The following is a 20,286-nucleotide window of genomic DNA, read 5'->3' on the forward strand; positions in this document are numbered from 1 at the left end:
CATTAAGGTTAAACTGTAATTGAGTCATCTTTATTCCTCTTTTCATTGTTTATCGTGGTTGAAAACAGTGTTGCCAAGAGTGAATAAAATGACTCTTTCATTTTACACAATTATATGGACTTAATCCGATAATGGACTTTTCACATACCATCACACCCAAAAACGTCCTTCATAACCACTATGATGGACGTTTCACATACCATCACACCTCAAAACGTCCTTCATAAACCCGATGAGTGACTTTTCACATACCATCACACCCCAAAACGTCCTTCATAAACCCGATGATGAAGTTTTCCATTAAGATCAGCGCCCAAAAAGTCCTACATCTAAAAAAACGCGACAAAGACATCCCTTCATCACCCACTTTTTAAAAGCACCTTTTACATATCAACAAAAAACATGGTATGCTTGTTGTCATGCGTTCCTTTCTTTTTCAAATCCAACGAACGCGTACAAGAATGATGGAGTTGATAGTATGAGTAAGAGCAAAGGTGGCGGAACAGGCCGAGGAACAGGAAAAAAAGGCTGGAATCGCTGGAAAGCCGGAGCCAATAAAGCAAAAAGCGCAAAGCCCTATAAAAGCAAGGGTGTAAAGCACGGCAGCAAAGACAATCCTGATAGTTCCGATAACTGATAGATACCTGTACAGTGCGAGGTCAAAAACCACCGCACTGTACTTTTTTTTCATCTAAACGATCGATTCATCTCCCCGATGCTTGCAATCGAATCGAGCGGCTTCCAATCCTCATGATGAAATTCACATGTATGCTTCTTCAAGTAAAACTCCACCTGCTCCCTGAATGCGAAATCCCATCTTAATAAATGAATAAACTCTTCTCTAGTTCCCAGAAAATCGATCCTCTCTCTCACCTCGTTCAGCATATCTGCTTGCCAAATGGCCGGAAGCGGGCTCGTACCCGGGATATCAGGAAACCTTATCATATGTCCTTCCCATAACAATGCCTCTGGAACAAAGTAGGCATATACTTTTTCAAAAACCTCACCTGATTCCAGAACCACTTTCTGACCGCTATGTTCCCTTAGTTCGTAGCCCTTTTCTGTCGCGTTTATCAATTCGAGCTGTTTTTTATCCATAAACGTGATCCAGACCTCGGTTTTTGCTCCCTTCATTGGTGCTATTACTGCTGGTAGCGAGCCATATGGTGCAAGAAATGGACCATACACAATTTCCGAATCCGTAATTTCACCCTTTACACAAAGCATGAAGTCATCCACAGATGGACGGAGATTGAATTTATAACGGAGCTGCGCTAAGCAGACGTTCGATCCATAGGCAACAACAGGCACTTTTTCCTTCATCAGATCCTCGCCTAAGAAATCTGCCACCTTCCTTGTCTCAAAGCTATTGAAGGCAAGGCTGCCGAGAATATGATCACTATTGGATAGATGGACACATTGGTGCTCAAGAGGCAATCCTTTGACCGCTTCTATTCGGTGTGCTTTTCCTTGCCAAAAGACAAATGAGGAATGTGGCCTTGGTCCAGGATAGATATCGGGATGGTCATAAGGACTTAAATCAAATGGTTTGTTATCTCTATACATGAAAGGATCTCCTTCGTTTTCAAAATCTTTTATGTATTCTAACATAATTCGTGGTAGGATATATATTAATATTTTGAACCAAAGCCAAGGAGGAACCTTCCATGAAACAAGTGTTCAATTTCAATGCTGGTCCTGCAGCATTACCCAAAGAAGTATTGCAAAAAGCGCAAGAGGAACTATTAAACTATCAAGATTCAAGCCTTTCCGTCATGGAACTCAGTCATCGCAGCAAACAGTATGAAAGCATCCAGAATCATGCCACAGAGCGACTTCGGACATTGATGAATATTCCGGATGATTATGACATCCTCTACATGCAGGGCGGTGCCAGTCTTCAGTTTTCTGCTGTTCCCATGAATTTTCTCACAGAAGGCAAAACCGCCAATTACTGCCTGACCGGTTCCTGGTCTGAAAAGGCGCTGAGAGAGGCGAAGAAAGTCGGCACCACCCATATTGCATCCTCCACAAAGGAGGCAAACTATTCCCACATACCAGACTCCCTGGAACTTTCAGAAAACCCTGCCTATGTGCATATTACCAGCAATAACACCATTTTTGGTACGCAGTGGAGAACCACACCCGAACTGCCTGCTCATATACCTTTGATCGCGGATATGTCCAGTGATATTCTAAGCAGGCCCATACCCATAGATAACTATTCTCTAATTTATGCCGGGGCCCAGAAAAATCTCGGACCATCCGGCGTGACCGTTGTCATCGTGAAAAAGGAACTGCTCGAGCGATGCCCGGATAACCTTCCAACTATGCTTAACTATCAGACATATGCAAAAAACAGCAGTTTATATAACACCCCTCCCACCTTTTCCATCTACATGCTGTCCCTTGTACTGGATTGGGTAGCAGATCAGGGTGGAGTCGGGCAAATCGAAGCCATAAATACTGAAAAAGCAAACCTGCTCTATCATGTAATCGATTCCAGTGACAGCTTCTACAAGGGGCCGGCACGAAACGATAGCCGATCAAACATGAATGTCACCTTTACACTGCCATCAGAGGAGCTCACGAAAAAGTTCCTGCAGCAGGCAAGCGAGAATGGCTTTGTCGGCCTCTCCGGACATCGCCTGATAGGAGGCTGCCGCGCTTCCATCTATAATGCGGTCCCACTGGATCATTGCGAAAAACTGGCGCAATTCATGAAGAATTTCCGTACCAATTTTATGTAATAAAGAGCATTCCCCTTTCCAAACACGGAAATAGTTTGTATAATGGTCACTATAATCCGCATTAGACAACGAGTGTACTGATGGGATTATAAATATAGAGTAGTAGAGATGAGGAGAGTTGAGAAATGAATACAAAAACGTTAGTTGCACTATCTTTAATGGTGGGAATCGGTGCGGTATTACATACCGTTGTTCCCGGGGTCATCCTTGGCATGAAGCCAGATCTGGGCTTGACCATGATGTTCCTTGCGATCATGCTGTTCCCGGAAAAGAAGAACGTATTGTTGGTTGGCATTGTTTCAGGATTAATTTCCGCTTTGACCACAGGGTTCCCTGGAGGTCAAATCCCAAACATCATTGACAAACCGATTACCGCGTTTCTATTCTTCTTCCTGCTTCTTGCAGTGAAAAAGATAAATAAACCTTTAGTGAAAGCTGGAGTGTTAACCGCAATTGGTACCATAATATCAGGAGCTATTTTTCTATCGTCTGCACTTGTGCTTGTCGGATTGCCCGGAGGAGAATCTTTCACCTTTTTCCTTGTTACGGCCATTTTACCGGCAACAGCCTTAAATACCGTGCTGATGGTAATCATTTATCCAATTGTAACCTCCATTGCCAAACGATCAAATATTATAGCTACTGCTTAAACAACAGAGGGGATGCTCCAAATGGAGTCATCCCCTCTTTTTATTGCTTCTGTTTTCGCATACATGGTTGCTATTGACGTATCCAACGTAAACACGTAATACACTTTGCCTTCGTGCTCTTTTCCCGTGAAATAGATATATTTTTTCTTTGAATAATAGGGGGAGAAATGCTGTAAAAAATCCAAAAGCCGATTTTTTACGGGCAAAAGCAATAAACTTTACGAAAAGAGCCTTATTGTTATTTAAGAAATCCATAAAGCAAGCAACGCTAGTATAAATACTGCCCCGCCACCACCGCAAATGACAAGGCCTTTTTGCTGCAATACTCTCTTGGGCGGGTAGACACCTGCTCTTTGGGAAGCTAATAAAAAATTAACTCCTCCCAACAATAGCAAGATGCTTATGGTAAACAATCCAAATGTTATCCCTGCCATATCATGCCGCCCCCTTTCTTCATATCTATGCAATCCCCCTCTTTCTTATGTACATGTTCTTTTTCCGACACCATATTTTCCAATCTTCAATTCTGGGATAAATATTTTTATCCCAACTCGTAAAGAATAAAAAAAGGAATTTTTCAATAAATGTTGAATTATATAATAATCTTAGGGTATTGAACTATACTTACATAATTTTAATAATGAGGTGATTTTAATGAATGGCAAATCATTCATCTATGGTGTAATTATTGGTGGCGCAGTGGCAGGTGTATCCACTTTGCTTGCGACTCCCAGTTCCGGAGAGAAAATGCGAAACCGCCTACGATCCACAAAGCAGCAAATCCAATTGAGTATAAATGAGCTCAAAGACGAGGCAATGGGAATAAAAGATCAGGTTTCACAGGCTGTAGAAGAGAGCAAATCCGTTGTCACAAACCTTTCAAATGATTTGAAAACTTCCGTGGAGCTTTGGCAGAATTCCATCAAACCTCATCAGGATTCAATCCAGCATAGCATTGCGCTAGTGCAACAGGAATTGGAAAAATTAGAGAAAAAAATAGGTAAAAAAGCCGAATGACGAAAAAATTTTAATTTTTTGTAAATTTTGACCTTTATTAATTATTATTTTATTGTCATAATAGATAGTAATATATTAGAAAAAAGTAGGTGAGTTTGTGAATACACAGAATGGTCAGTATTCATTAAAAGAAGCTATGCTATTTAGCCAGCGTGTCGCTCAGCTAAGTAAAGCTCTATGGAAAACAATTGAGAAGGATTGGCAAGCGTGGATCAAGCCCTATGACTTGAATATCAATGAACACCATATTTTGTGGATTGCATATCATTTGAAAGGTGCAAGCATTTCAGAGATTGCTAAATTCGGAGTCATGCATGTATCTACCGCCTTCAATTTTTCCAAGAAGCTAGAAGAACGTGAATTACTACAATTCTCCAAAAAAGAGAATGATAAGAGGAATACCTATATTGAATTAACGGACAAAGGGGAAAAAATTCTGCTCGATCTAATGGAAAGCTATGATCCTAGCAAAAATTCTGTTTTCAGCGGTGCCCTGCCTATGCATGATTTATATGGGAAATTCCCGGAGCTATTGGATGTGATGTGTGTCATCCGTAATATTTACGGAGATGATTTCATGAAAATCTTTGAACGTTCTTTTAATAATATTGAAGAAGATTTTGAGGAGATCGATGGAAGACTTTCTAAAAAAGAAGAAGCTGCAGAGAAAAATGAAAGCGTTACTTCTTCTTAATAAAGAGCTTCATAAAGACATCCATCAGTGGTTCATACAACCTTTGGGCCTTCATGGCATGTATCGTTTTTTCCAATGGCAGATCAGGATGTAATTTTTGATGAAACTCAGTAAGAAGCGGAGCAAACGTCACAAACCCTTCCGCTTTTTGCTTTTCCATTTCTATGCTCAGTTTTTCACAAAAATTCATCAGTTCCAGGACTTCTTTTCTTCCGAGTTTACTCTGGATTACCAGGGCATCAAATGGATATTGATCCATTCGAATCTGTTTTAATAATAGTTCCATATGGTATTCCAACTTCGCCAATCTTTCTTCTACACTACTCATTTTTTTCTTCCTTTTTCGTCATTTCCCTCTATTTTACCCTATAATTTGCCGCTTACCAATATTTAGATTCTCTTCTTTTAAAATAAGTGAAAAACACCTATTGCTTTTCAATACAAAAAGGCTTACAGTAGTTTAGTAATTTGAACTTGTAATAACGGAAGGTGAATCAACCATGAACTGCTGGAAATCCATTAATATCGTTAAACAATATGGACTCCATCGCATAATGCTCGTTTCCTTTATCATCGCCTTACTTTCATTTATCTTGTTGTTTTTATCTTTTAGCCTCGTCTTTCATGACGTTAAGGTTTCATCCAATAACTTTGGTTGGTTCTGCTTATCAATAGCTTCCATGTTTACCATGCATAAGCTATGTCATGCTTTGCCGCTACTTGCTACTAGAAAACAAGTGAAGTTTCGCTGGAGACTGAAAAGCTTTATGCCTTATATGATTATAAAAACAAAAAAACCTTTTTCAAAATTCCAATCATACATTGTATTTTTGTCACCATTCTTTATCATTACGTTTGCCATACTTTTATTGGCGAGCATTTTTCCAAGCTATTACCATTATTTTGCGATGCTTGCCTCTTTGAACATCGGCTTGTGTTTTCCTGACTTCCTGTATGTCAAACACATCCAGGGCGCCCCGAGCGCATGTCAGATTGAAGAACTGGAAAGCGGTTATGATATTTTAATAAGAAATGAGACAGAAGTAGCCTCCTAACATATATTAGGAGGCTTTTTCTTATTTCTGTAAAAGTTTTGGAACGTCTAGGTATCTTTTTTACTCAAACTTTGGTAATGTATTATGTATAACCGGAAGCCAAAGGAGGGATCTTATATGGCTATCTTATTTATCGTGGTGGCTGTATTTATACTCTTCTACATAAACAAATTAACTAATGCATTGTGTGTTCAGAAGGAAATCCCTGAAGAACGTCAACCAAAGGTTTTCCGAACCATCAATGTACTCATTACCATTCTTTTAATTTCTTCTTATGTAGATATCCTGTTAAAATCTCTGTAACTAGTCAACTCGTTTACTATCAGCCATATTGAAAAAGCATCTCCTTTTGCTAAGGGGATGCTTTTTCCATTCCAAAAGCAAAGGGTGGGGAAATTCTTCCCCACCCTTTCTGGTTATATTAGTATAACCAAGCTGCACCTACGATTACTAGCAAAATAAATAGTACTACGATTAAAGCGAAACCGCCTGCATATCCACCTGACATCTTTTTTCCTCCTTTTGTTTTATAAATGAAACTTCCAGTAATGGATGTTTTCATCCATTACAAATTAGTTGAACCAATCGGGGTGTTAATTTCCGGCCACTGTATACAAGTTGACCGGATAACCTGGATTAGAATGTACTTAGTACAACCAAGCTGCACCTACGATTACCAACAAGATAAACAATACAACGATCAACGCGAAGCCACCTGCATATGGAGTACCCATCTAGTAACACCTCCTTCTTGAGTTGTTACGATATCTTATGCTGCATTTCTTAGGAGGCATAGGCGTTTATCCTGCCTCTAAGCTTTTTTCCATGAAATCCTTGTGCTGTCTGGACAGCTGGTGTATTTCATGATTCTGTTTATCATATGTAGGGCAGTCAGAATTGGATTGGACTTTTACCCATTTTTTTAGGAAGAACGTACTTCGCCTAAATAAACAGCTCTTCACCCATATGCTACAAATTCCTTATCTTTCTGTATAAATCCGATAATTTTTTCATTAATTTAGGAGATTATGCTATAGTAGACTTTGTACCTTTAATACATATGGGAGTTGTTTAGAATGAAAAAATGGATGATTGCTTTTACTGCGACAACAACAATCTTTGCACTGTCCGCCTGTAACAACGATAAAGGGGACAATTCCGAAGTTGTGGCAGAAACAGCAGCAGGAAACATTACGCAAGAGGAACTGTATACTGCTTTGAAGGAGCGTTTCGGCGAGGAAGTCCTTCGTGAGCTTGTGTATGAAAAAGTTCTGGGAGATACATACGAGGTAACGAGCGAAGAACTGGATGATCGCTTAAATGAACTGAAGCAGCAGCTTGGACCACAGTTCGAAGCTGCACTGATGCAAAGCGGATTTAAAGACGAAGAGCAATTGAAACAGACTCTCCGCATTTCCATGCTTCAGGAAAAAGCTGCGATTGCAGATATAGAGCTTACGGACGAGGAAGTACAGCAATATTACGATAGCATGAAAGCTGAAATTCGTGCCAGCCACATTCTGGTTGAAGATGAAGCAACTGCCCAGGAAGTAAAGAAGAAGCTTGAGGAAGGTGGAGACTTTGCTGAATTGGCCACAGAATACTCCACTGATACTGCATCTGCTGCAAACGGCGGCGACCTGGATTGGTTTGGTGCAGGCAAAATGCTACCAGAATTTGAAGAAGCAGCTTACAGCCTTGAAGTGGACCAGATCAGCGAACCTGTACAAAGCATGTACGGCTACCACATTATCAAGGTGACCGATAACAAAGAAAAGCAGCCATTGGAAGAAATTCGTGCAGACGTGGAAGATGAGCTGCACCGCTCCAAGATTGGACAAGAGTCTGTCGATGCGGCTGTGGAAAAAGAGCTGGAAAACGCAAAGGTAGAAGTGAAGGAATCCTCCTTAAAGGATACGTTCAAGAAAGAGGAGCCCAAAGAAGAAGCAAAAGACGAACAATAATATACAAAAAAGCTGGAGCATCCATGCTCCAGCTTTTTTATTGACCATGTTACTCCAGACTTTAAGAGGCATTGGAAGACATGACCTGTCTTCTCTTCTCCCTTGCTTCCTGGATCCGATCCATATAGACTTGTCCTTCTTTTTCGATGATGGCACTTTCCACTTCTTTCTCCTCTTTTGCAGTCCGAAGCGTCATATACGCACTGAAACAGATGCCAATAACCACAAGCAACATCCACCAAGGCATGTTCATTCCTCCTTTAAATCTAGCTTACACTTACTAGCTAGTCTATTTATATGAGAGAGAATGATAGCCTATTACTTTTTATTCATGAAAAGTAGGCTTATAGAAGTTCCGGTTGTCCATCGCAAAAATTCTCTCTGTATACTCTCCTGGCTTTACTCGTTCAAGTGCACGATCAAGCATATTCATCTTCGCATCAATATTATCAATATAGTGCAACATCTCTGCTTCCTTAATCAGAGGCATTTTAGGGCTTCCCCATTCCAACTTCCCATGGTGACTTAATACAAGATGCTGAAGCACCATCACTTCTTCACCGGCTATCCCCAGTTCCTCTGCGGCTTTGCCGATCTCATTCACCATAATGGAGATATGGCCGATCAGGTTCCCTTCAATCGTATAGCTCGTAGAAACAGATCCTGAAAGCTCTGTCACTTTACCCAGGTCATGCAGGATGACGCCTGCGTAAAGCAGGTCCTTATCAAGTGTTGGATACAAGCTGCTGATTGCTTTTGCGAGATCCAGCATGGAAACGACATGATAGGCTAAGCCTGAGACAAATTCATGATGGTTTTTCGTTGCAGCAGGATATTGCAGAAAGTCCTGCTGATGCTTTTTTAACAAATGTCGGGTAATGCGTTGGATACTGGGATTTTTCATTTCAAAAATAGCCTGAGTGATCTTTTCCATCATCTGATCTTGGGAAAGTGGAGCGATCTCTATCAAATCAGCAACGGAAACTTTTTCATGCTCTTCCTTCGGCTTGATCTTGCGTATTTTTAACTGATTTCGACCACGGTAATGGTGAATATCACCTTGGACCCGGACGATGCTTTGAGGAGCATATAGATGCTCGTCATCAGGTGAAGCATCCCAAAGCTTAGCTTCTATTTCCCCGCTTTTATCTTGGAAGATAAGCGTCAAAAAGGGTTTTCCATTACTGGCAATCCCTTTTGTCGAGTTTTTAATCAATAAATGAACATCCACCTGTTCGCCAACCTCAAAGTGGAGAATTCCTTTTTTCATGTATATTTCCCCCTGTCTACATCTAGCAATTGTAGGATAGTATTATATTATTTAGTTTGATGGTATGAATGCCGCTGGTGATTTCCGCAAAAGGCACAGCGACCCACGGGGCGGTGCTTGAGCCTCCTCGGGCTCCGCCCTGCGGGGTCTCAAGCCTACCGCTAACTCCCGTAGGAGTCTTCGCCTTTTGCTCCAATCACCAGCTGAATACGGGTAATATCTACTTATTTCTATAAAATAACTTATAGTTTGAAAAGATGCACTTTCATTTATGAAGAAACTTCCACGGATCTGCTTTTTTTGGAAAGCCACAGTTTTGTAGCGGCTAGTCCGAACAGCATGACAAATGCACCAAACAGATACGGAATATGAATATTGACTTCGAAGAAAATACCTGCCAAAATGGGACCGGCTACATTTCCGAGGCTTAAGAAGGAATTATTCAGCCCCATGACCAAGCCTTGTTTATTTCCGGCAAGCTTGGAAATGAATGAATTAAGTGATGGGCGAAGCAGGGAGTTCCCCAGGAAGAAAATGCTTGTCGTCACTAGAACGAGCAGGAAATTCGTTGCCAGTGTCATCAAGACAAAGCCAAGCGCACTGATCAAGAGCGACCCTGTCACGACCCGTTCTTCTCCGAATCTTTTGGTAAGCCTTCCAACCAGCACTCCCTGGACCACGGTGCCAACAATTCCCACCAAAAGGATGATCAGTCCCACTTCACTCGGGTCATAATGGTAGCGCTGCATGGTATAGTACCCGAAAATGGACTGGAAATTTGCCAATCCGAAACTCATAATAAATACTAAAATCAGCAGGAATCCTACCGGACTTTTTAATGCCTTCCACATCTGTACAAATTGGTTGTCCCTTTTTTCCCCTGCTTCTAAAAGCGCATCCTGTTCCCGTTTTTCCTTTGGATAGGATTCCGGCAGAATAAGAATGGATAATACTCCTGCTAAGCTCGCAGCTGCACCGGCTACGATAAATGGGAAGGAAAGATTTATCTCTCCGAGCCATCCACCAAGGCCAGGGCCTACTACTATTCCAAGCCCCATGGCTGCTCCAAGAATCCCCATTCCCTGACCACGTTTTTCTGATGTGGTGACATCCGATACGTAAGCCATCGCGGTCGGCATGAGAGCTGAACCGAAAATTCCTGCCAGTATGCGTGACAGAAACAGCATCCACAGTCCATTGGCAAAAGCAAAGATGAATTCAGCTACGGCAAACCCGAAAAGTCCGATTGTAATCAGTGGCTTTCTCCCTATTCTATCGGAAAGTCTACCCCAGATTGGTGCAAACAGAAATTGCATAAAGGCAAAAACAGCTACAAGCAGCCCAAGGGTCCTTGCATTTGCACCGAAAAGGTCAATATAAAAGGGAAGGATGGGGATTACCAATCCGATTCCCACCATGATGATAAATAAGTTGAAGCTCAATAGAATCAAGGGAGCTTTTGTTTTAGATACAAGTCTTTCTTTCATTCATTTGATCCTTTCAGTCGTTCCTCTTTTTTGTCTATATAAGCATAGCACTTGTCTTATCCAGGTAGCAATCAAATATAGACAATAAGCCTCAGCTTACCGTGATTGGTAGGCCGATTCGTTCCAATTCTATGATCTTGGTGTGTTCTACTTTTTCAAAGAGTGCTTTCATATGCTCATGGCAAGTAAAAAATAACAGCTGTTCTCCCTCCTCAGTCATCTTCTTCATGAGATCCAGGGCTTGAACCGTACGGATATGGTCGAAGTTGACAAAACTGTCATCCATCATAAATGGAAAGCGCTGTTCCTTGCTCCAGACGCTGGCAACTGCAAACCTTATCGAGATGTAAAGCTGTTCAACAGTCGCCTGGCTGAGTTCCTTCGGCTCGAAAGTAAGTCCGTTTTTATGTTTTACCATCAGTTTTGTCTCATTGGTTGGATCGTAAACTTGGCTATACTCCTCTTTGGTCAAAAAACGGAAATACTCGGATGCCTTACTCAGGACCTCAGGGAGTTTTACGGTGCGATAATAGTCCATTGTTCTATTGAGTAATTGCTGGGAGGTTGCAAGGACAGCCCACTTCCTGGCCTGCTCCTGGAGATTGCTTTTTGCCATTTCGAATTTCTGGACCGCATCTGAATAGGTTCCTCTCTCTTCCAACGTGCGAACGGCTTCTTCTTTTTTTGATTTCAATTGATAGAAATGGGTTTGCTCCTCCGATAAAAGGCGAAGCCGTTCTTCCGTTTCCGTTTTATCCGAATTCCACATCGAAAGGGTCTTTCCTGTTTCCGGAATGATGCCATAGGATTTCTGCACTTGCTCAAGCTGTAACTCTAGCAGCGATATATTCTGCTCATATTCAGTCCCTTTTTGGAACTGCTGATGTTTGAGGCGAAATTCCTCTTCTGTTGAAACGTCCACTTGTTTCATCAATTTATCGATTTTTTCAATGACACCCTTCTCTTGAATGCTTAAGAATGTGACTTCTTCCTCGATTTCTTGTCTTTTAATATGAAGGTCCTCAAGTTTTTGCTTATTCCTCTCATTCTTCTCGAGTTCCGCCTTAAGATAATAGATAACTTCCTCTAAGGATGATTGAGTCAAGCCAAGTTGATTCATGACCTTGTAGGCTTCATCCTTGAATTGATTAACCATGCTTTCGCTCAGTTCGATCCTCTTATGGATATTCTGACTTTCCATGAATACCTTTTTTAATTCTATTGCCTTGGCAAAAGCCTCTTCCATATGACTAGCAGGAATAGATTCCAACCCTCGATTCTCTGTCCATTCCTTCCACTTCTCCTCAAAGGAAAAATGGTGTTTTTCCCAATCCTCAAATTGAAGGATGATTCTGTCATAGGTTCTTTCGCTTTGGGAAAGAAGTAGCCTTTCTTTTTGAAGAAGCTCTTCTATTTGCTTTTCTTTTGCCAGCATCAACCTATACTTTTCGAGACCGGTTCGCTCACGTTTTGAGTAGAGAGTTTCCTTGATCTTGCTGAGCTTCTCTTTCTGGGCGTCCCGATCCTTTTGCAATCGAATCAAAATGGATGTGGATGGCTTTGCAAAGAAAAGATATCCTCCGATGCCCAGTGAGAAAATGAATAAGAATAAGCCTAACAAAGTGTTGTCCAGCATGTATAGGACAGCAGCCCCTGCTATACCTGCTGCAATACTAATCACTGCAGCCAAGCCTTTCTTCTTTTGTTTTTGGACGTAGTCATGCTCCTGCTGTTGAATTTGACCATCCATTTGATGAAGCAACTGCTCCTGGATAGCTATATCAGTTTCCAGGCGTTCGACCCCAAGGCCTTGCACCTTTTCTTGCAGCTGTTGAAAGTCTTCTCGTGGTAACTGTTCCTTTACAAGGGAGGCTATGCGATCTTCCTGCTTTTCAAGTTCATCTTTCGCTTGCTGGAATTCTTCATCCAAGTGCTCTTTCTGAAGGGACAGCTTATTCTGTTGTTGCAGAAGGCCCTTCAGCTCCGCTTTCGCGGCAAGGCTTGTATCGATGCCCTCTACCTGTTCTCCGTGTTTTTCTTTCCATTTAAGCTCCATTTTCAAAACCTGAATCTGTTTTTCCAGTCGCTGCTCTTCGGTAGATAGAAACGCTATTCTCTCCATCGATTCCTGATACTTAGGGAATTGAGTTAAAAGGATTTCGATGCGTTCCCGTTTCTCTAGCAGCGCTTCATCCACTTTGAGCTGGTCCATTTTATTATCGAGCGTAAATCTGTCCTGCCCTAGCTTTTCCAATCTGGAATTGTAGTTGGACTGTTCAATCAGGAGCTTTTCCAACCTTGCTATCCCATCAAGAGGAAAAGTTGAGTAGTCCCCAAGCTTAGATAGCTCGCTTTTCACTTGTGATAATTGATCCTCAATGGGCTGGATGGCTACCATCGCATCTATATTTCTCAGCTTTGCGGAGAGCTCTTCCTTTTCGGCCTTCAAAGAATCAAGCTTGTCTGCTGCATGTTGTATATCTTTCTGGAGAGATTCATACTGCTCGAGCTTTTGCTTCCATTGAAGCACCGTCTTTTCCTCTTCCTTTAAATCCCCCAAAAGTTTATTCAATACAGGCTTCCGACCGCCAGGCTTGAACAATTCCTCCATGGATTTATTCAACTGATCCGAAATCCTCTGCAGCTTATCTGACCCGATCAGACCCGAGGAGAACAAATAGCCTCCAAGCTGCTCTAAGTCTATAAGCTTCAGATTTTGAACATCCATTATATTGAAGGAGAAAATCCCTTTATAGATATTCCTGTCAATACCTGCCAATACAGAGTCGATGGAAAGGTTTATCCCCTTCTCATCAGTTACCGTAACATCTCCCGCTGATTTCCCTGCAATTCTTTCAATGGTTAGTAGTTTGCCTTCCTTCGTTTCCATGATAAGCCTACCGCCATACTTGTACCCCTTTTTGGGCTCATAACGTAATTCAGTCTGATTTTTCAAAGGAAACCCAAATAGAATGGCATGGATAAATGCCATCAGTGTGGACTTTCCAGCCTCGTTTCTTCCATAGAATACTTGAATGCCTGGGGAAAACTCATCGATTTTCACATTTTCCAATTTACCAAAACCATAGATTTCAAGAGATTTTATTTTCAAGTTCTATCACCTCTTTTCCGATTCCAGAAATTTTGTCACGAGCCATTGCTCCGCTTCCTCCAAGATGGCTTTTTTATCCTCCTGCTTAAACGGTTCCAAAAAACCCCTTGCATCGGAATGCTTGAATAGCGATCCCAGGAATGGTGTGATATCCGCTGTTTCCTCTACTACCTTATAGAAGTCTTCATAAAAGGCTTTCTTTTTTAACTCTTCCTTTGTGAACGAAGGGGTGGTTTGATTTGCTGCACTATATACAAATTGAAAAATGGGCTGATCTGATTCGCCTTCATTTAAAAATTGCAAAAGATCCTCCAAGAGACTTTCATCATGAAGATGCACAAATAATGGGCCGCTCCCTGTCAATACAATACGTATAAGAGAGGCTTTCTCCTCCTGCCTGCTTTTATCCAGTAGATTCTTTGCTTCCTGCAACAGTTCATCCATCGTCTCAATCGATTCAATGGAAAGCCTGAGGTCCTTCCATAGAATGGTGGCTGTCTCCTTAAAGGTGGTTTTTGCCCCATGCTGATCGAGTTCCACTAGATAACAGCCTTTCTCACCGGTTTCTTTTTTATTTCTGCCTTGGATATTTCCCGAATAGATAACAGGGGGATTCTCATATAGGATCTCGCGTTTATGTATATGTCCAAGCGCCCAGTATTGGAATTCCTTTTCCAATAGTTCCGAAAGGGAAAATGGCGCATATGGGTCGTGATCCTCCCTACCTGCCAGGTTTCCATGCAACACTCCGATATGAAAAGGGATGTTATGGTCCTTCTTTATATATTCACTTGTTCTGTTCTGAAGTACATGCCGTCTGTCATAGCTGAATCCATAGATATTGGCAATGTGCTCTCCATTCTTGATGAACTTTTTACTATCTACCTTCTCATTAAAAATATGGACATTTTCCGGATACCTGAATTGCAGAGAGCCAGCACCAATGAAATCATGGTTTCCGTGAATAACATAGACCGAGATGTTCGCCTTCTCCAGACGCAGGAATTCCTCTCTCAGCTTTGCCTGAGCCATTAGACTTCGTATTTCCATGTCAAAAAGATCTCCTGCCAAAACAAGAAAATCAACCTTCTCTTCTATAGCAATATCAACCAGATTGGCGAGTGCTGTAAACGTGCTCGCTCGCACCTGCTCAAAAATTTCCTGCGGCAGATAGTTCAGCCCTTTAAATGGGCTATCCAAATGCAAGTCTGCTGCGTGTATAAATCGAATAGCATTCATTGGTATACCTCATTTTTCACTCTTTTTCTTTATTTTACCACGATTGAAATGCGAATGCACGTTCGCACTAGGAGAAAGTTTCGGTTTTGGCCAACCCTTTTCAAAAAAGAAACCCCCAATTGAATTCATTTGGGGGTGAGTGCATTATTTATCTTTTGAAAGTTGCAATGCCTTTTTGATATCCTTCAGGGACGCGCTCTTTCCATACATGAGAACTCCGCCACGATATACCTTGGCTCCAAATATCGCAAGCAGCACAATGGTGGCAATCAAAATTCCAACGGATAATCCGATTTCCCAGAATGGAACTTCCAGCATCCCGACTCTCAGGAACATGATCATTGGGGCAAAGAACGGAATGAATGAAGTTACCTGAATAAATGAATTGTCCGGATTGTTCAAGCCGAACATCGCAATCATGAAGCCAGCAACAATCAACAGGGTCATAGGCAGGATGATCTGCTGAATTTCCTCGATTCTGCTTACTAAAGATCCCAGGAATGCTGCAAACGTTGCATAGAGGAAATATCCGAGCAGGAAGAATACAACTGCAAAGATAAAGGTAGAAACCGCGATATCCCCCACACCGAAGTATTCAAACATGCCACCTGTCATGCCCTCCAGATTCCCGCTTAACGAGATGAAGGCAACCACAATCCAGAAAGTCAATTGTGTTAAACTCAGCAGGGCAATTCCGAGGATTTTCCCGAACATATGCATGATCGGTGATGCTGAGGAAATCAGAATTTCCATGACCCGGGACGATTTTTCCACTGCCACATCTGTAGCAATCATACTAGCATACAAGATTACTGAAAAATAGATGACAAATAGAAGAATATACACCAATCCTCGTGCCTGATTCAGTTCTTCCTCCGATTTTGCCGATTCCTGCAAAGCTGTGACATCGAACTGTATCGGCTCATAAAGGGTGGCGATCTGCTCCTGGGTAAGCCCTATCTGACTGGTCGCAATGCCCACCTTGATTTGCTGGAGGGCCTGCTCAAGCTGGGAAATGGTTTCGTTATCCGTGATGGACGATGCCTTGTATTCTCCTGAGGGGAGTCCTTCCTCATTAAAGGATACGACCAACAGCCCTTCATACTCACCGGACTCAATCTTTTCCTCGATTCCTTCCGTATTGTCCACCCGTTCCACTTTCAAGGAATCGCCGGTGGCAGCCAACTGCTGTTCAAGTATAGGAATGGCAGCATTCTGTTCATCATAGACAGCCACAATCTTTTCTTCCTCTTTATCAAACATATCAATGATCGACTGGATATTGGTGATGCCCAGGATGAAAATGGTACTGATGATCGTTGTAATAATGAATGATTTGGATTTCAATTTACTCATATACGTATGAAAAAGAATGACTAAAAACTTATTCATGGTAGGAAGCACCTACCTTTTCAATGAAAATATCATTCAATGACGGCTCTTCAAGGATGAATTTCCTTACATAGCCTTTTCCGGTTATCTGCTGCAGGATATCCTGGGAGACTTCTTCATCGTTCACCTGAACAATCATGCCCTCAGCTGTTTTCTTTGTGTTTGTCACTCCAGGCAACTTCCCTAGAAACTCCAAATCAAAGTCTGCGTGAATAATGACATTTTTTCTTCCGAAAGAGCGTTTAATATCCCTCAGCGGCCCATGCACTACCGGCTTCCCGTGATGCATGATACAAAGATGCTCACAAAGCTCCTCTACATGCTCCATCCGATGCGAGGAGAACACGATCGAAGTACCCTGATTTTTCAGATCCACCACCGCTTCCTTCAATAGCTCCACATTCAATGGATCGAGTCCACTGAACGGCTCATCGAGGATCAGGAGCTTTGGTCTATGAATGGTGGAAGCGATGAACTGTATCTTTTGCTGATTTCCCTTGGAGAGCTCCTCCACCTTTTTATTCAAGTATTCCGGGACTCTGAATCGTTCTAGCCAATAGTCAAGCTCCTTCAATATTTCGGACTTACCCATCCCTCTCAGGCGTCCTAAATAAATCATCTGGTCTTTTACTGTCAGCTTTGGATACAGCCCTCTCTCTTCCGGAAGATATCCAACAATCTGGCTCTCCTTGTATGTAATCGGCTTCCCTGCCCAGGAAATCTTGCCTGCAGTAGGCTCGAGCAACCCAAGGACCATACGGAACGTCGTTGTCTTACCTGCACCATTTGCCCCAAGAAAGCCGAACATCTGGCTTTCAGGGATTTCCAGGGTTAAATCATCCACTGCCACATGTTTCGCGAATTTTTTTGTTACACCTTCTATTTGCAACGCCATAACTATATCCCTCCTAAACTCTCCTTAACTATACGATGCATAAAACAAATAGTTTCATATTCTTTTTACAAAATAGGATTCTAATAGTAAAATAAAAGCAATGAATGCGTATTCATTCTTTGATGGAGGGATAACGATGGGGAAATATACACTGACTGTATTCAGTAAATCAGGGGAAACGCTTCTTGATGAAAGCTTTGAAGCTGCCACCGAAAAAGAAGCAAAGGAAACCGGGGAAAAAAGATTGGCCGAACTGAACTACTTGGATTCCACCCACCGCTGTACAAATGCAAGCGGGAAATTAGTATTGTTTCATAGATAAAGGCTGTTTTCGATAAACGCCAGGATAATAAAAGACGCTTCGATCATTCATTGTGATCGTAAGCGTCTTTTGCTTTTTTCCAACATTCTTTTTATAGCGATGCTAGAACCGAAGATGACAAGCAGGATAATAGAACCCGCAACCACCAGCTGGGTGTTGGTCAATGAAAGTGCTGTGGCAAAATAAACCGAATAGGCTAATAGAGTGGTAGTGAACAGCTTGGAGATGGCCGCGATGATAAAAAACCTTTTGAACGAAACCGCCCCGATACCCGCCCCTACGCAAATGATTTCATCAGGTAGGATTGGAATGATAAAAAGGAGCGCCAGTATCACTGTCTCATTCTTCCCCATGTAATCCTGATACTTGCGTAGATGTTTCTCCTTCACCAATTTGGATACCAGCTTATTTCCGCCGATACGCGCAATGAAAAACATGAGGACAATACCTACCATCGTTCCAAGGAACCCTAAGTATGCTGCTGTAAAAGGACCGAAAACCGCACTTCCAGCCGGGAGCGTCACTGCTTCGGGAATCGGGAGAATAATAGGCTGTGCCATACAAACAAAGAAAAATATCAGCTGGGCTGTCGATTCATGTTCACGCAGCATATTTTCCATGCCATACATATCCGTTAAAACCAGGAATTTGGTTAAATAGTATACAAGAAATAAAAGAAGTACAAAGATGAGAACGGTAAAGTGGGCGATTTTTGTGATTTTCAGATATTCATAGCGTTTCCCCAACAAGAGGAAAAAGTCCACCACAGCGATTCCGATGATGATGAATAGGAAAATCATTTTATACGATAAAAGCAAGGTCGGGAAAACTGTACAGAGCAAATAAGTGGATGTGACCGCTAAAAGAATGTGCAAAAAGACCTCGAGCGGCAACTGTTTTCTATTATTTATCAAGGCAGTAACATCTCCAATGTGAACCGTAATTTTCTAACTGATATTCCACTCTTATTATAGTTTACCTCCAAATATGATAAAACGCACCAAAGCATTAAGTTTAGATAAGCCTTGAGTCTTAGTTGAAAAAATAGTATCACCATTGGGGGAGCTCTGTCTATTTTTAACACAAGCAATTATTTGGTCCTTACTAAAAAAGGCTGCTACCCGAAATAGTAGCAGCAAAAAATATCCTTCTCATTTCCCTGTAAAAACAGGCATCCTCTTTTCCACAAAAGCCTTGATGCCCTCTTTGTGATCCTCGGACTTTCTCATTCTGCCTTGTGCATTTTTTTCTAGCTCCAGAATCTGTTGCAAACGAGGAAGGGAAGTTTTGATGTAGATCTCTTTTGTCTCGAGCATCGCCTGGAGTGGAGCATGTAGAAGCATGGATACTTTCTTCATGATCATTTCCTCCATCCCGTCTTCCTCTACACGATCTACCAATCCCAGTTCCAGCGCAGCAGCCGCGGATATGGTTTTGCCTTCCCATATCATTTGTTTCGCTTTCGTTTCCCCTAGGCGCTTTTCCATAAAGAAGTGCCCGCCGCCATCGGGGATAAGGCCAATCTTGATAAAATTCATTGCCAATTTCGTAGAAGAATGAGCTACAACAAAATCACTTGCAAGAGCCAGACTCAGCCCAAGACCTGCGGCAGCCCCGTGGATGGCGCTGATCGTAATCTTCGGCATCGTGTATAGTGTCGTGATCATCGAAGCAATGGAATCCATGACTCTATCAAAGTTGCCCTCATCCTCCTGCAACATCATCTTGATGTCTCCCCCAGCACTAAAGGCATTCCCGCTTCCCTTCAACACTACTACCTTCGCATCTCCTTTTGCGATATTTTTCAGTTCCTCCGCCAAAGTCTCCAGCATCTCCACATTCATGGCATTTAACGACTCCGGTCTATTCAACTCCACCATAACAACCTGTCCTTGATCCGTCACCTTCACCGTACTCATTCAAAACCCTCCCCATTATCAAACCAAATATGAATGACTATTCATTTCTTTATTATACATTAAATACTTTGTGGTTGATAGAATTTTCAGAAATATTAAATTGTGTTTTGGGCCTTTTAGGGGCCAGACCCCGGCAGGAATTCACCGATCAATCGCGAACGATTCCGCTGCTGGTGGCGGGTCAATAACAGGTTTATGGGGAGTTTTAAGGTTTCCGACATGGCCATTTTTATAATCTATCGGAAATCGAGATTATTCTATCCAAAATCCCACTTATTCTATCCAAATCGTACCATAATCTATCGACTTTGCGGCTTCATCTATCCAAAACACTTAATATTCTATCAACTTTCCAATTTATAGGAAAATAGCGACAGCAAGCACCCACGAGCATATGCAACATCCGCCTACACTCCGTTAAGCACCATAAACAGCCAAGCACAAAGCACAAAAAAGAACGTACAGCCCAAAAGCTCATACGTTCTTTCCCTTCCTTTGGACTACACTCCCCGTGAAAACC

General features: G+C 42.0%; 23 protein-coding genes. 9 read left to right on the forward strand and 14 right to left on the reverse strand.

Translation table 11 applies throughout. From position 1 onward, the window contains the following. Positions 1-478: 478 nt before the first annotated feature. Positions 479-637 (forward strand): DUF3934 family protein, encoded by a 159-nt coding sequence (locus ACQCT5_RS17930; protein WP_417897418.1) that lies wholly within the window; start codon positions 479-481, stop codon positions 635-637. A gap of 50 nt (positions 638-687) precedes the next feature. Here ACQCT5_RS17930 and ACQCT5_RS17935 read toward each other — a convergent pair whose 3' ends face one another. Further along, a complete protein-coding gene (locus ACQCT5_RS17935) occupies positions 688-1,566 on the reverse strand; it encodes a hypothetical protein (RefSeq protein ID WP_499643798.1) in 879 nt (292 codons plus the stop codon). A 101-nt stretch (positions 1,567-1,667) separates the two neighbouring features. Between ACQCT5_RS17935 and serC the strand changes: the two genes are divergently transcribed. Together serC and ACQCT5_RS17945 are read left to right on the forward strand one after the other, a co-directional pair. Then, complete coding sequence (gene serC, locus ACQCT5_RS17940; RefSeq protein ID WP_499643800.1) at positions 1,668-2,750, forward strand: 3-phosphoserine/phosphohydroxythreonine transaminase; 1,083 nt, start codon at positions 1,668-1,670, stop codon at positions 2,748-2,750. Between the two features lie 125 nt (positions 2,751-2,875). After that, positions 2,876-3,400 carry a tryptophan transporter gene (locus ACQCT5_RS17945; RefSeq protein ID WP_499643802.1) on the forward strand — a complete coding sequence of 175 codons (525 nt, stop codon included), beginning with the start codon at positions 2,876-2,878 and terminating at the stop codon, positions 3,398-3,400. 242 nt (positions 3,401-3,642) lie between these two features. Here the strand turns inward: ACQCT5_RS17945 and yhzF are convergent, their stop codons facing one another. Continuing rightward, a complete protein-coding gene (gene yhzF / locus ACQCT5_RS17950) occupies positions 3,643-3,834 on the reverse strand; it encodes a membrane protein YhzF (RefSeq protein WP_499643804.1) in 192 nt (63 codons plus the stop codon). Positions 3,835-4,054: 220 nt separating this feature from the next. Between yhzF and ACQCT5_RS17955 the strand changes: the two genes are divergently transcribed. Beyond that, the gene (locus ACQCT5_RS17955) at positions 4,055-4,417 is read left to right on the forward strand and encodes a YtxH domain-containing protein (RefSeq protein ID WP_499643806.1); all 363 of its coding nucleotides are present in this window, start codon (positions 4,055-4,057) and stop codon (positions 4,415-4,417) included. 97 nt (positions 4,418-4,514) lie between these two features. Beyond that, positions 4,515-5,111, forward strand: coding sequence for an HTH-type transcriptional regulator Hpr (locus ACQCT5_RS17960; RefSeq protein ID WP_499643808.1), 597 nt, complete (start codon positions 4,515-4,517; stop codon positions 5,109-5,111). On the opposite strand, the gene ACQCT5_RS17965 is transcribed toward ACQCT5_RS17960, so the two are convergent. Then, positions 5,098-5,439 (reverse strand): DUF1878 family protein, encoded by a 342-nt coding sequence (locus ACQCT5_RS17965; protein ID WP_499643810.1) that lies wholly within the window; start codon positions 5,437-5,439, stop codon positions 5,098-5,100. The genes ACQCT5_RS17960 and ACQCT5_RS17965 overlap by 14 nt on opposite strands. A 172-nt stretch (positions 5,440-5,611) precedes the next feature. On the opposite strand from ACQCT5_RS17965, the gene ACQCT5_RS17970 reads away from it, so the two are divergent. Together ACQCT5_RS17970 and ACQCT5_RS17975 are read left to right on the forward strand one after the other, a co-directional pair. Beyond that, complete coding sequence (locus ACQCT5_RS17970) at positions 5,612-6,166, forward strand: DUF3267 domain-containing protein (protein WP_499643812.1); 555 nt, start codon at positions 5,612-5,614, stop codon at positions 6,164-6,166. A 117-nt stretch (positions 6,167-6,283) separates the two neighbouring features. Continuing rightward, positions 6,284-6,469, forward strand: a complete 186-nt coding sequence (locus ACQCT5_RS17975) for a hypothetical protein (RefSeq protein ID WP_078381556.1) — start codon at positions 6,284-6,286, stop codon at positions 6,467-6,469. Between the two features lie 118 nt (positions 6,470-6,587). On the opposite strand, the gene ACQCT5_RS17980 is transcribed toward ACQCT5_RS17975, so the two are convergent. Continuing rightward, positions 6,588-6,674 carry a YjcZ family sporulation protein gene (locus tag ACQCT5_RS17980; protein ID WP_078381557.1) on the reverse strand — a complete coding sequence of 29 codons (87 nt, stop codon included), beginning with the start codon at positions 6,672-6,674 and terminating at the stop codon, positions 6,588-6,590. 139 nt (positions 6,675-6,813) lie between these two features. After that, on the reverse strand, positions 6,814-6,900 hold the full coding sequence (locus tag ACQCT5_RS17985; protein ID WP_223701000.1) for a YjcZ family sporulation protein: 87 nt from the start codon (positions 6,898-6,900) through the stop codon (positions 6,814-6,816). A gap of 342 nt (positions 6,901-7,242) precedes the next feature. On the opposite strand from ACQCT5_RS17985, the gene ACQCT5_RS17990 reads away from it, so the two are divergent. Then, complete coding sequence (locus ACQCT5_RS17990; RefSeq protein WP_499643813.1) at positions 7,243-8,130, forward strand: peptidylprolyl isomerase; 888 nt, start codon at positions 7,243-7,245, stop codon at positions 8,128-8,130. Between the two features lie 61 nt (positions 8,131-8,191). Here ACQCT5_RS17990 and ACQCT5_RS17995 read toward each other — a convergent pair whose 3' ends face one another. From ACQCT5_RS17995 to ACQCT5_RS18025, 7 genes are all read right to left on the reverse strand, one after another. Continuing rightward, the gene (locus tag ACQCT5_RS17995) at positions 8,192-8,377 is read right to left on the reverse strand and encodes a sporulation YhaL family protein (RefSeq protein ID WP_386636741.1); all 186 of its coding nucleotides are present in this window, start codon (positions 8,375-8,377) and stop codon (positions 8,192-8,194) included. Between the two features lie 78 nt (positions 8,378-8,455). After that, on the reverse strand, positions 8,456-9,400 hold the full coding sequence (gene yhaM / locus ACQCT5_RS18000; RefSeq protein ID WP_499643814.1) for a 3'-5' exoribonuclease YhaM: 945 nt from the start codon (positions 9,398-9,400) through the stop codon (positions 8,456-8,458). A 269-nt stretch (positions 9,401-9,669) separates the two neighbouring features. Further along, positions 9,670-10,887, reverse strand: coding sequence for an MFS transporter (locus ACQCT5_RS18005; RefSeq protein ID WP_499643815.1), 1,218 nt, complete (start codon positions 10,885-10,887; stop codon positions 9,670-9,672). A 91-nt stretch (positions 10,888-10,978) separates the two neighbouring features. Beyond that, entirely contained in the window at positions 10,979-13,999 is a 3,021-nt protein-coding gene (locus tag ACQCT5_RS18010; protein WP_499643816.1) for an ATP-binding protein, read from the reverse strand. 6 nt (positions 14,000-14,005) lie between these two features. Further along, positions 14,006-15,238 (reverse strand): metallophosphoesterase family protein, encoded by a 1,233-nt coding sequence (locus ACQCT5_RS18015; RefSeq protein WP_499643818.1) that lies wholly within the window; start codon positions 15,236-15,238, stop codon positions 14,006-14,008. Between the two features lie 144 nt (positions 15,239-15,382). Further along, positions 15,383-16,630, reverse strand: coding sequence for an ABC transporter permease (locus ACQCT5_RS18020; RefSeq protein WP_499643820.1), 1,248 nt, complete (start codon positions 16,628-16,630; stop codon positions 15,383-15,385). Further along, entirely contained in the window at positions 16,623-17,525 is a 903-nt protein-coding gene (locus ACQCT5_RS18025; RefSeq protein ID WP_499643821.1) for an ABC transporter ATP-binding protein, read from the reverse strand. Before ACQCT5_RS18025 ends, ACQCT5_RS18020 begins: the two co-directional genes overlap by 8 nt. A 136-nt stretch (positions 17,526-17,661) precedes the next feature. Between ACQCT5_RS18025 and ACQCT5_RS18030 the strand changes: the two genes are divergently transcribed. Further along, positions 17,662-17,847 (forward strand): YhzD family protein, encoded by a 186-nt coding sequence (locus ACQCT5_RS18030; RefSeq protein ID WP_499643822.1) that lies wholly within the window; start codon positions 17,662-17,664, stop codon positions 17,845-17,847. Between the two features lie 47 nt (positions 17,848-17,894). Here ACQCT5_RS18030 and ACQCT5_RS18035 read toward each other — a convergent pair whose 3' ends face one another. Then, positions 17,895-18,761, reverse strand: coding sequence for a TVP38/TMEM64 family protein (locus tag ACQCT5_RS18035; protein WP_499643823.1), 867 nt, complete (start codon positions 18,759-18,761; stop codon positions 17,895-17,897). Between the two features lie 237 nt (positions 18,762-18,998). After that, positions 18,999-19,766, reverse strand: coding sequence for an enoyl-CoA hydratase (locus ACQCT5_RS18040; protein ID WP_499643824.1), 768 nt, complete (start codon positions 19,764-19,766; stop codon positions 18,999-19,001). Positions 19,767-20,286: the final 520 nt, after the last annotated feature.

This window comes from Sutcliffiella halmapala (genome assembly GCF_050107295.1).
Taxonomy (GTDB): domain Bacteria; phylum Bacillota; class Bacilli; order Bacillales; family Bacillaceae_I; genus Sutcliffiella_A; species Sutcliffiella_A halmapala_A.

Bases quoted from the DNA above. Each gene is read 5' to 3' on its own strand.
- ACQCT5_RS17930 (WP_417897418.1), top strand. From the start codon at position 479: ATGAGTAAGAGCAAAGGTGGCGGAACAGGCCGAGGAACAGGAAAAAAA.
- ACQCT5_RS17935 (WP_499643798.1), bottom strand. From the start codon at position 1,566: ATGTATAGAGATAACAAACCATTTGATTTAAGTCCTTATGACCATCCC.
- serC (WP_499643800.1), top strand. From the start codon at position 1,668: ATGAAACAAGTGTTCAATTTCAATGCTGGTCCTGCAGCATTACCCAAA.
- ACQCT5_RS17945 (WP_499643802.1), top strand. From the start codon at position 2,876: ATGAATACAAAAACGTTAGTTGCACTATCTTTAATGGTGGGAATCGGT.
- yhzF (WP_499643804.1), bottom strand. From the start codon at position 3,834: ATGGCAGGGATAACATTTGGATTGTTTACCATAAGCATCTTGCTATTG.
- ACQCT5_RS17955 (WP_499643806.1), top strand. From the start codon at position 4,055: ATGAATGGCAAATCATTCATCTATGGTGTAATTATTGGTGGCGCAGTG.
- ACQCT5_RS17965 (WP_499643810.1), bottom strand. From the start codon at position 5,439: ATGAGTAGTGTAGAAGAAAGATTGGCGAAGTTGGAATACCATATGGAA.
- ACQCT5_RS17970 (WP_499643812.1), top strand. From the start codon at position 5,612: ATGAACTGCTGGAAATCCATTAATATCGTTAAACAATATGGACTCCAT.
- ACQCT5_RS17975 (WP_078381556.1), top strand. From the start codon at position 6,284: ATGGCTATCTTATTTATCGTGGTGGCTGTATTTATACTCTTCTACATA.
- ACQCT5_RS17980 (WP_078381557.1), bottom strand. From the start codon at position 6,674: ATGTCAGGTGGATATGCAGGCGGTTTCGCTTTAATCGTAGTACTATTT.
- ACQCT5_RS17985 (WP_223701000.1), bottom strand. From the start codon at position 6,900: ATGGGTACTCCATATGCAGGTGGCTTCGCGTTGATCGTTGTATTGTTT.
- ACQCT5_RS17990 (WP_499643813.1), top strand. From the start codon at position 7,243: ATGAAAAAATGGATGATTGCTTTTACTGCGACAACAACAATCTTTGCA.
- ACQCT5_RS17995 (WP_386636741.1), bottom strand. From the start codon at position 8,377: ATGCCTTGGTGGATGTTGCTTGTGGTTATTGGCATCTGTTTCAGTGCG.
- yhaM (WP_499643814.1), bottom strand. From the start codon at position 9,400: ATGAAAAAAGGAATTCTCCACTTTGAGGTTGGCGAACAGGTGGATGTT.
- ACQCT5_RS18005 (WP_499643815.1), bottom strand. From the start codon at position 10,887: ATGAAAGAAAGACTTGTATCTAAAACAAAAGCTCCCTTGATTCTATTG.
- ACQCT5_RS18015 (WP_499643818.1), bottom strand. From the start codon at position 15,238: ATGAATGCTATTCGATTTATACACGCAGCAGACTTGCATTTGGATAGC.
- ACQCT5_RS18020 (WP_499643820.1), bottom strand. From the start codon at position 16,630: ATGAATAAGTTTTTAGTCATTCTTTTTCATACGTATATGAGTAAATTG.
- ACQCT5_RS18025 (WP_499643821.1), bottom strand. From the start codon at position 17,525: ATGGCGTTGCAAATAGAAGGTGTAACAAAAAAATTCGCGAAACATGTG.
- ACQCT5_RS18030 (WP_499643822.1), top strand. From the start codon at position 17,662: ATGGGGAAATATACACTGACTGTATTCAGTAAATCAGGGGAAACGCTT.
- ACQCT5_RS18040 (WP_499643824.1), bottom strand. From the start codon at position 19,766: ATGAGTACGGTGAAGGTGACGGATCAAGGACAGGTTGTTATGGTGGAG.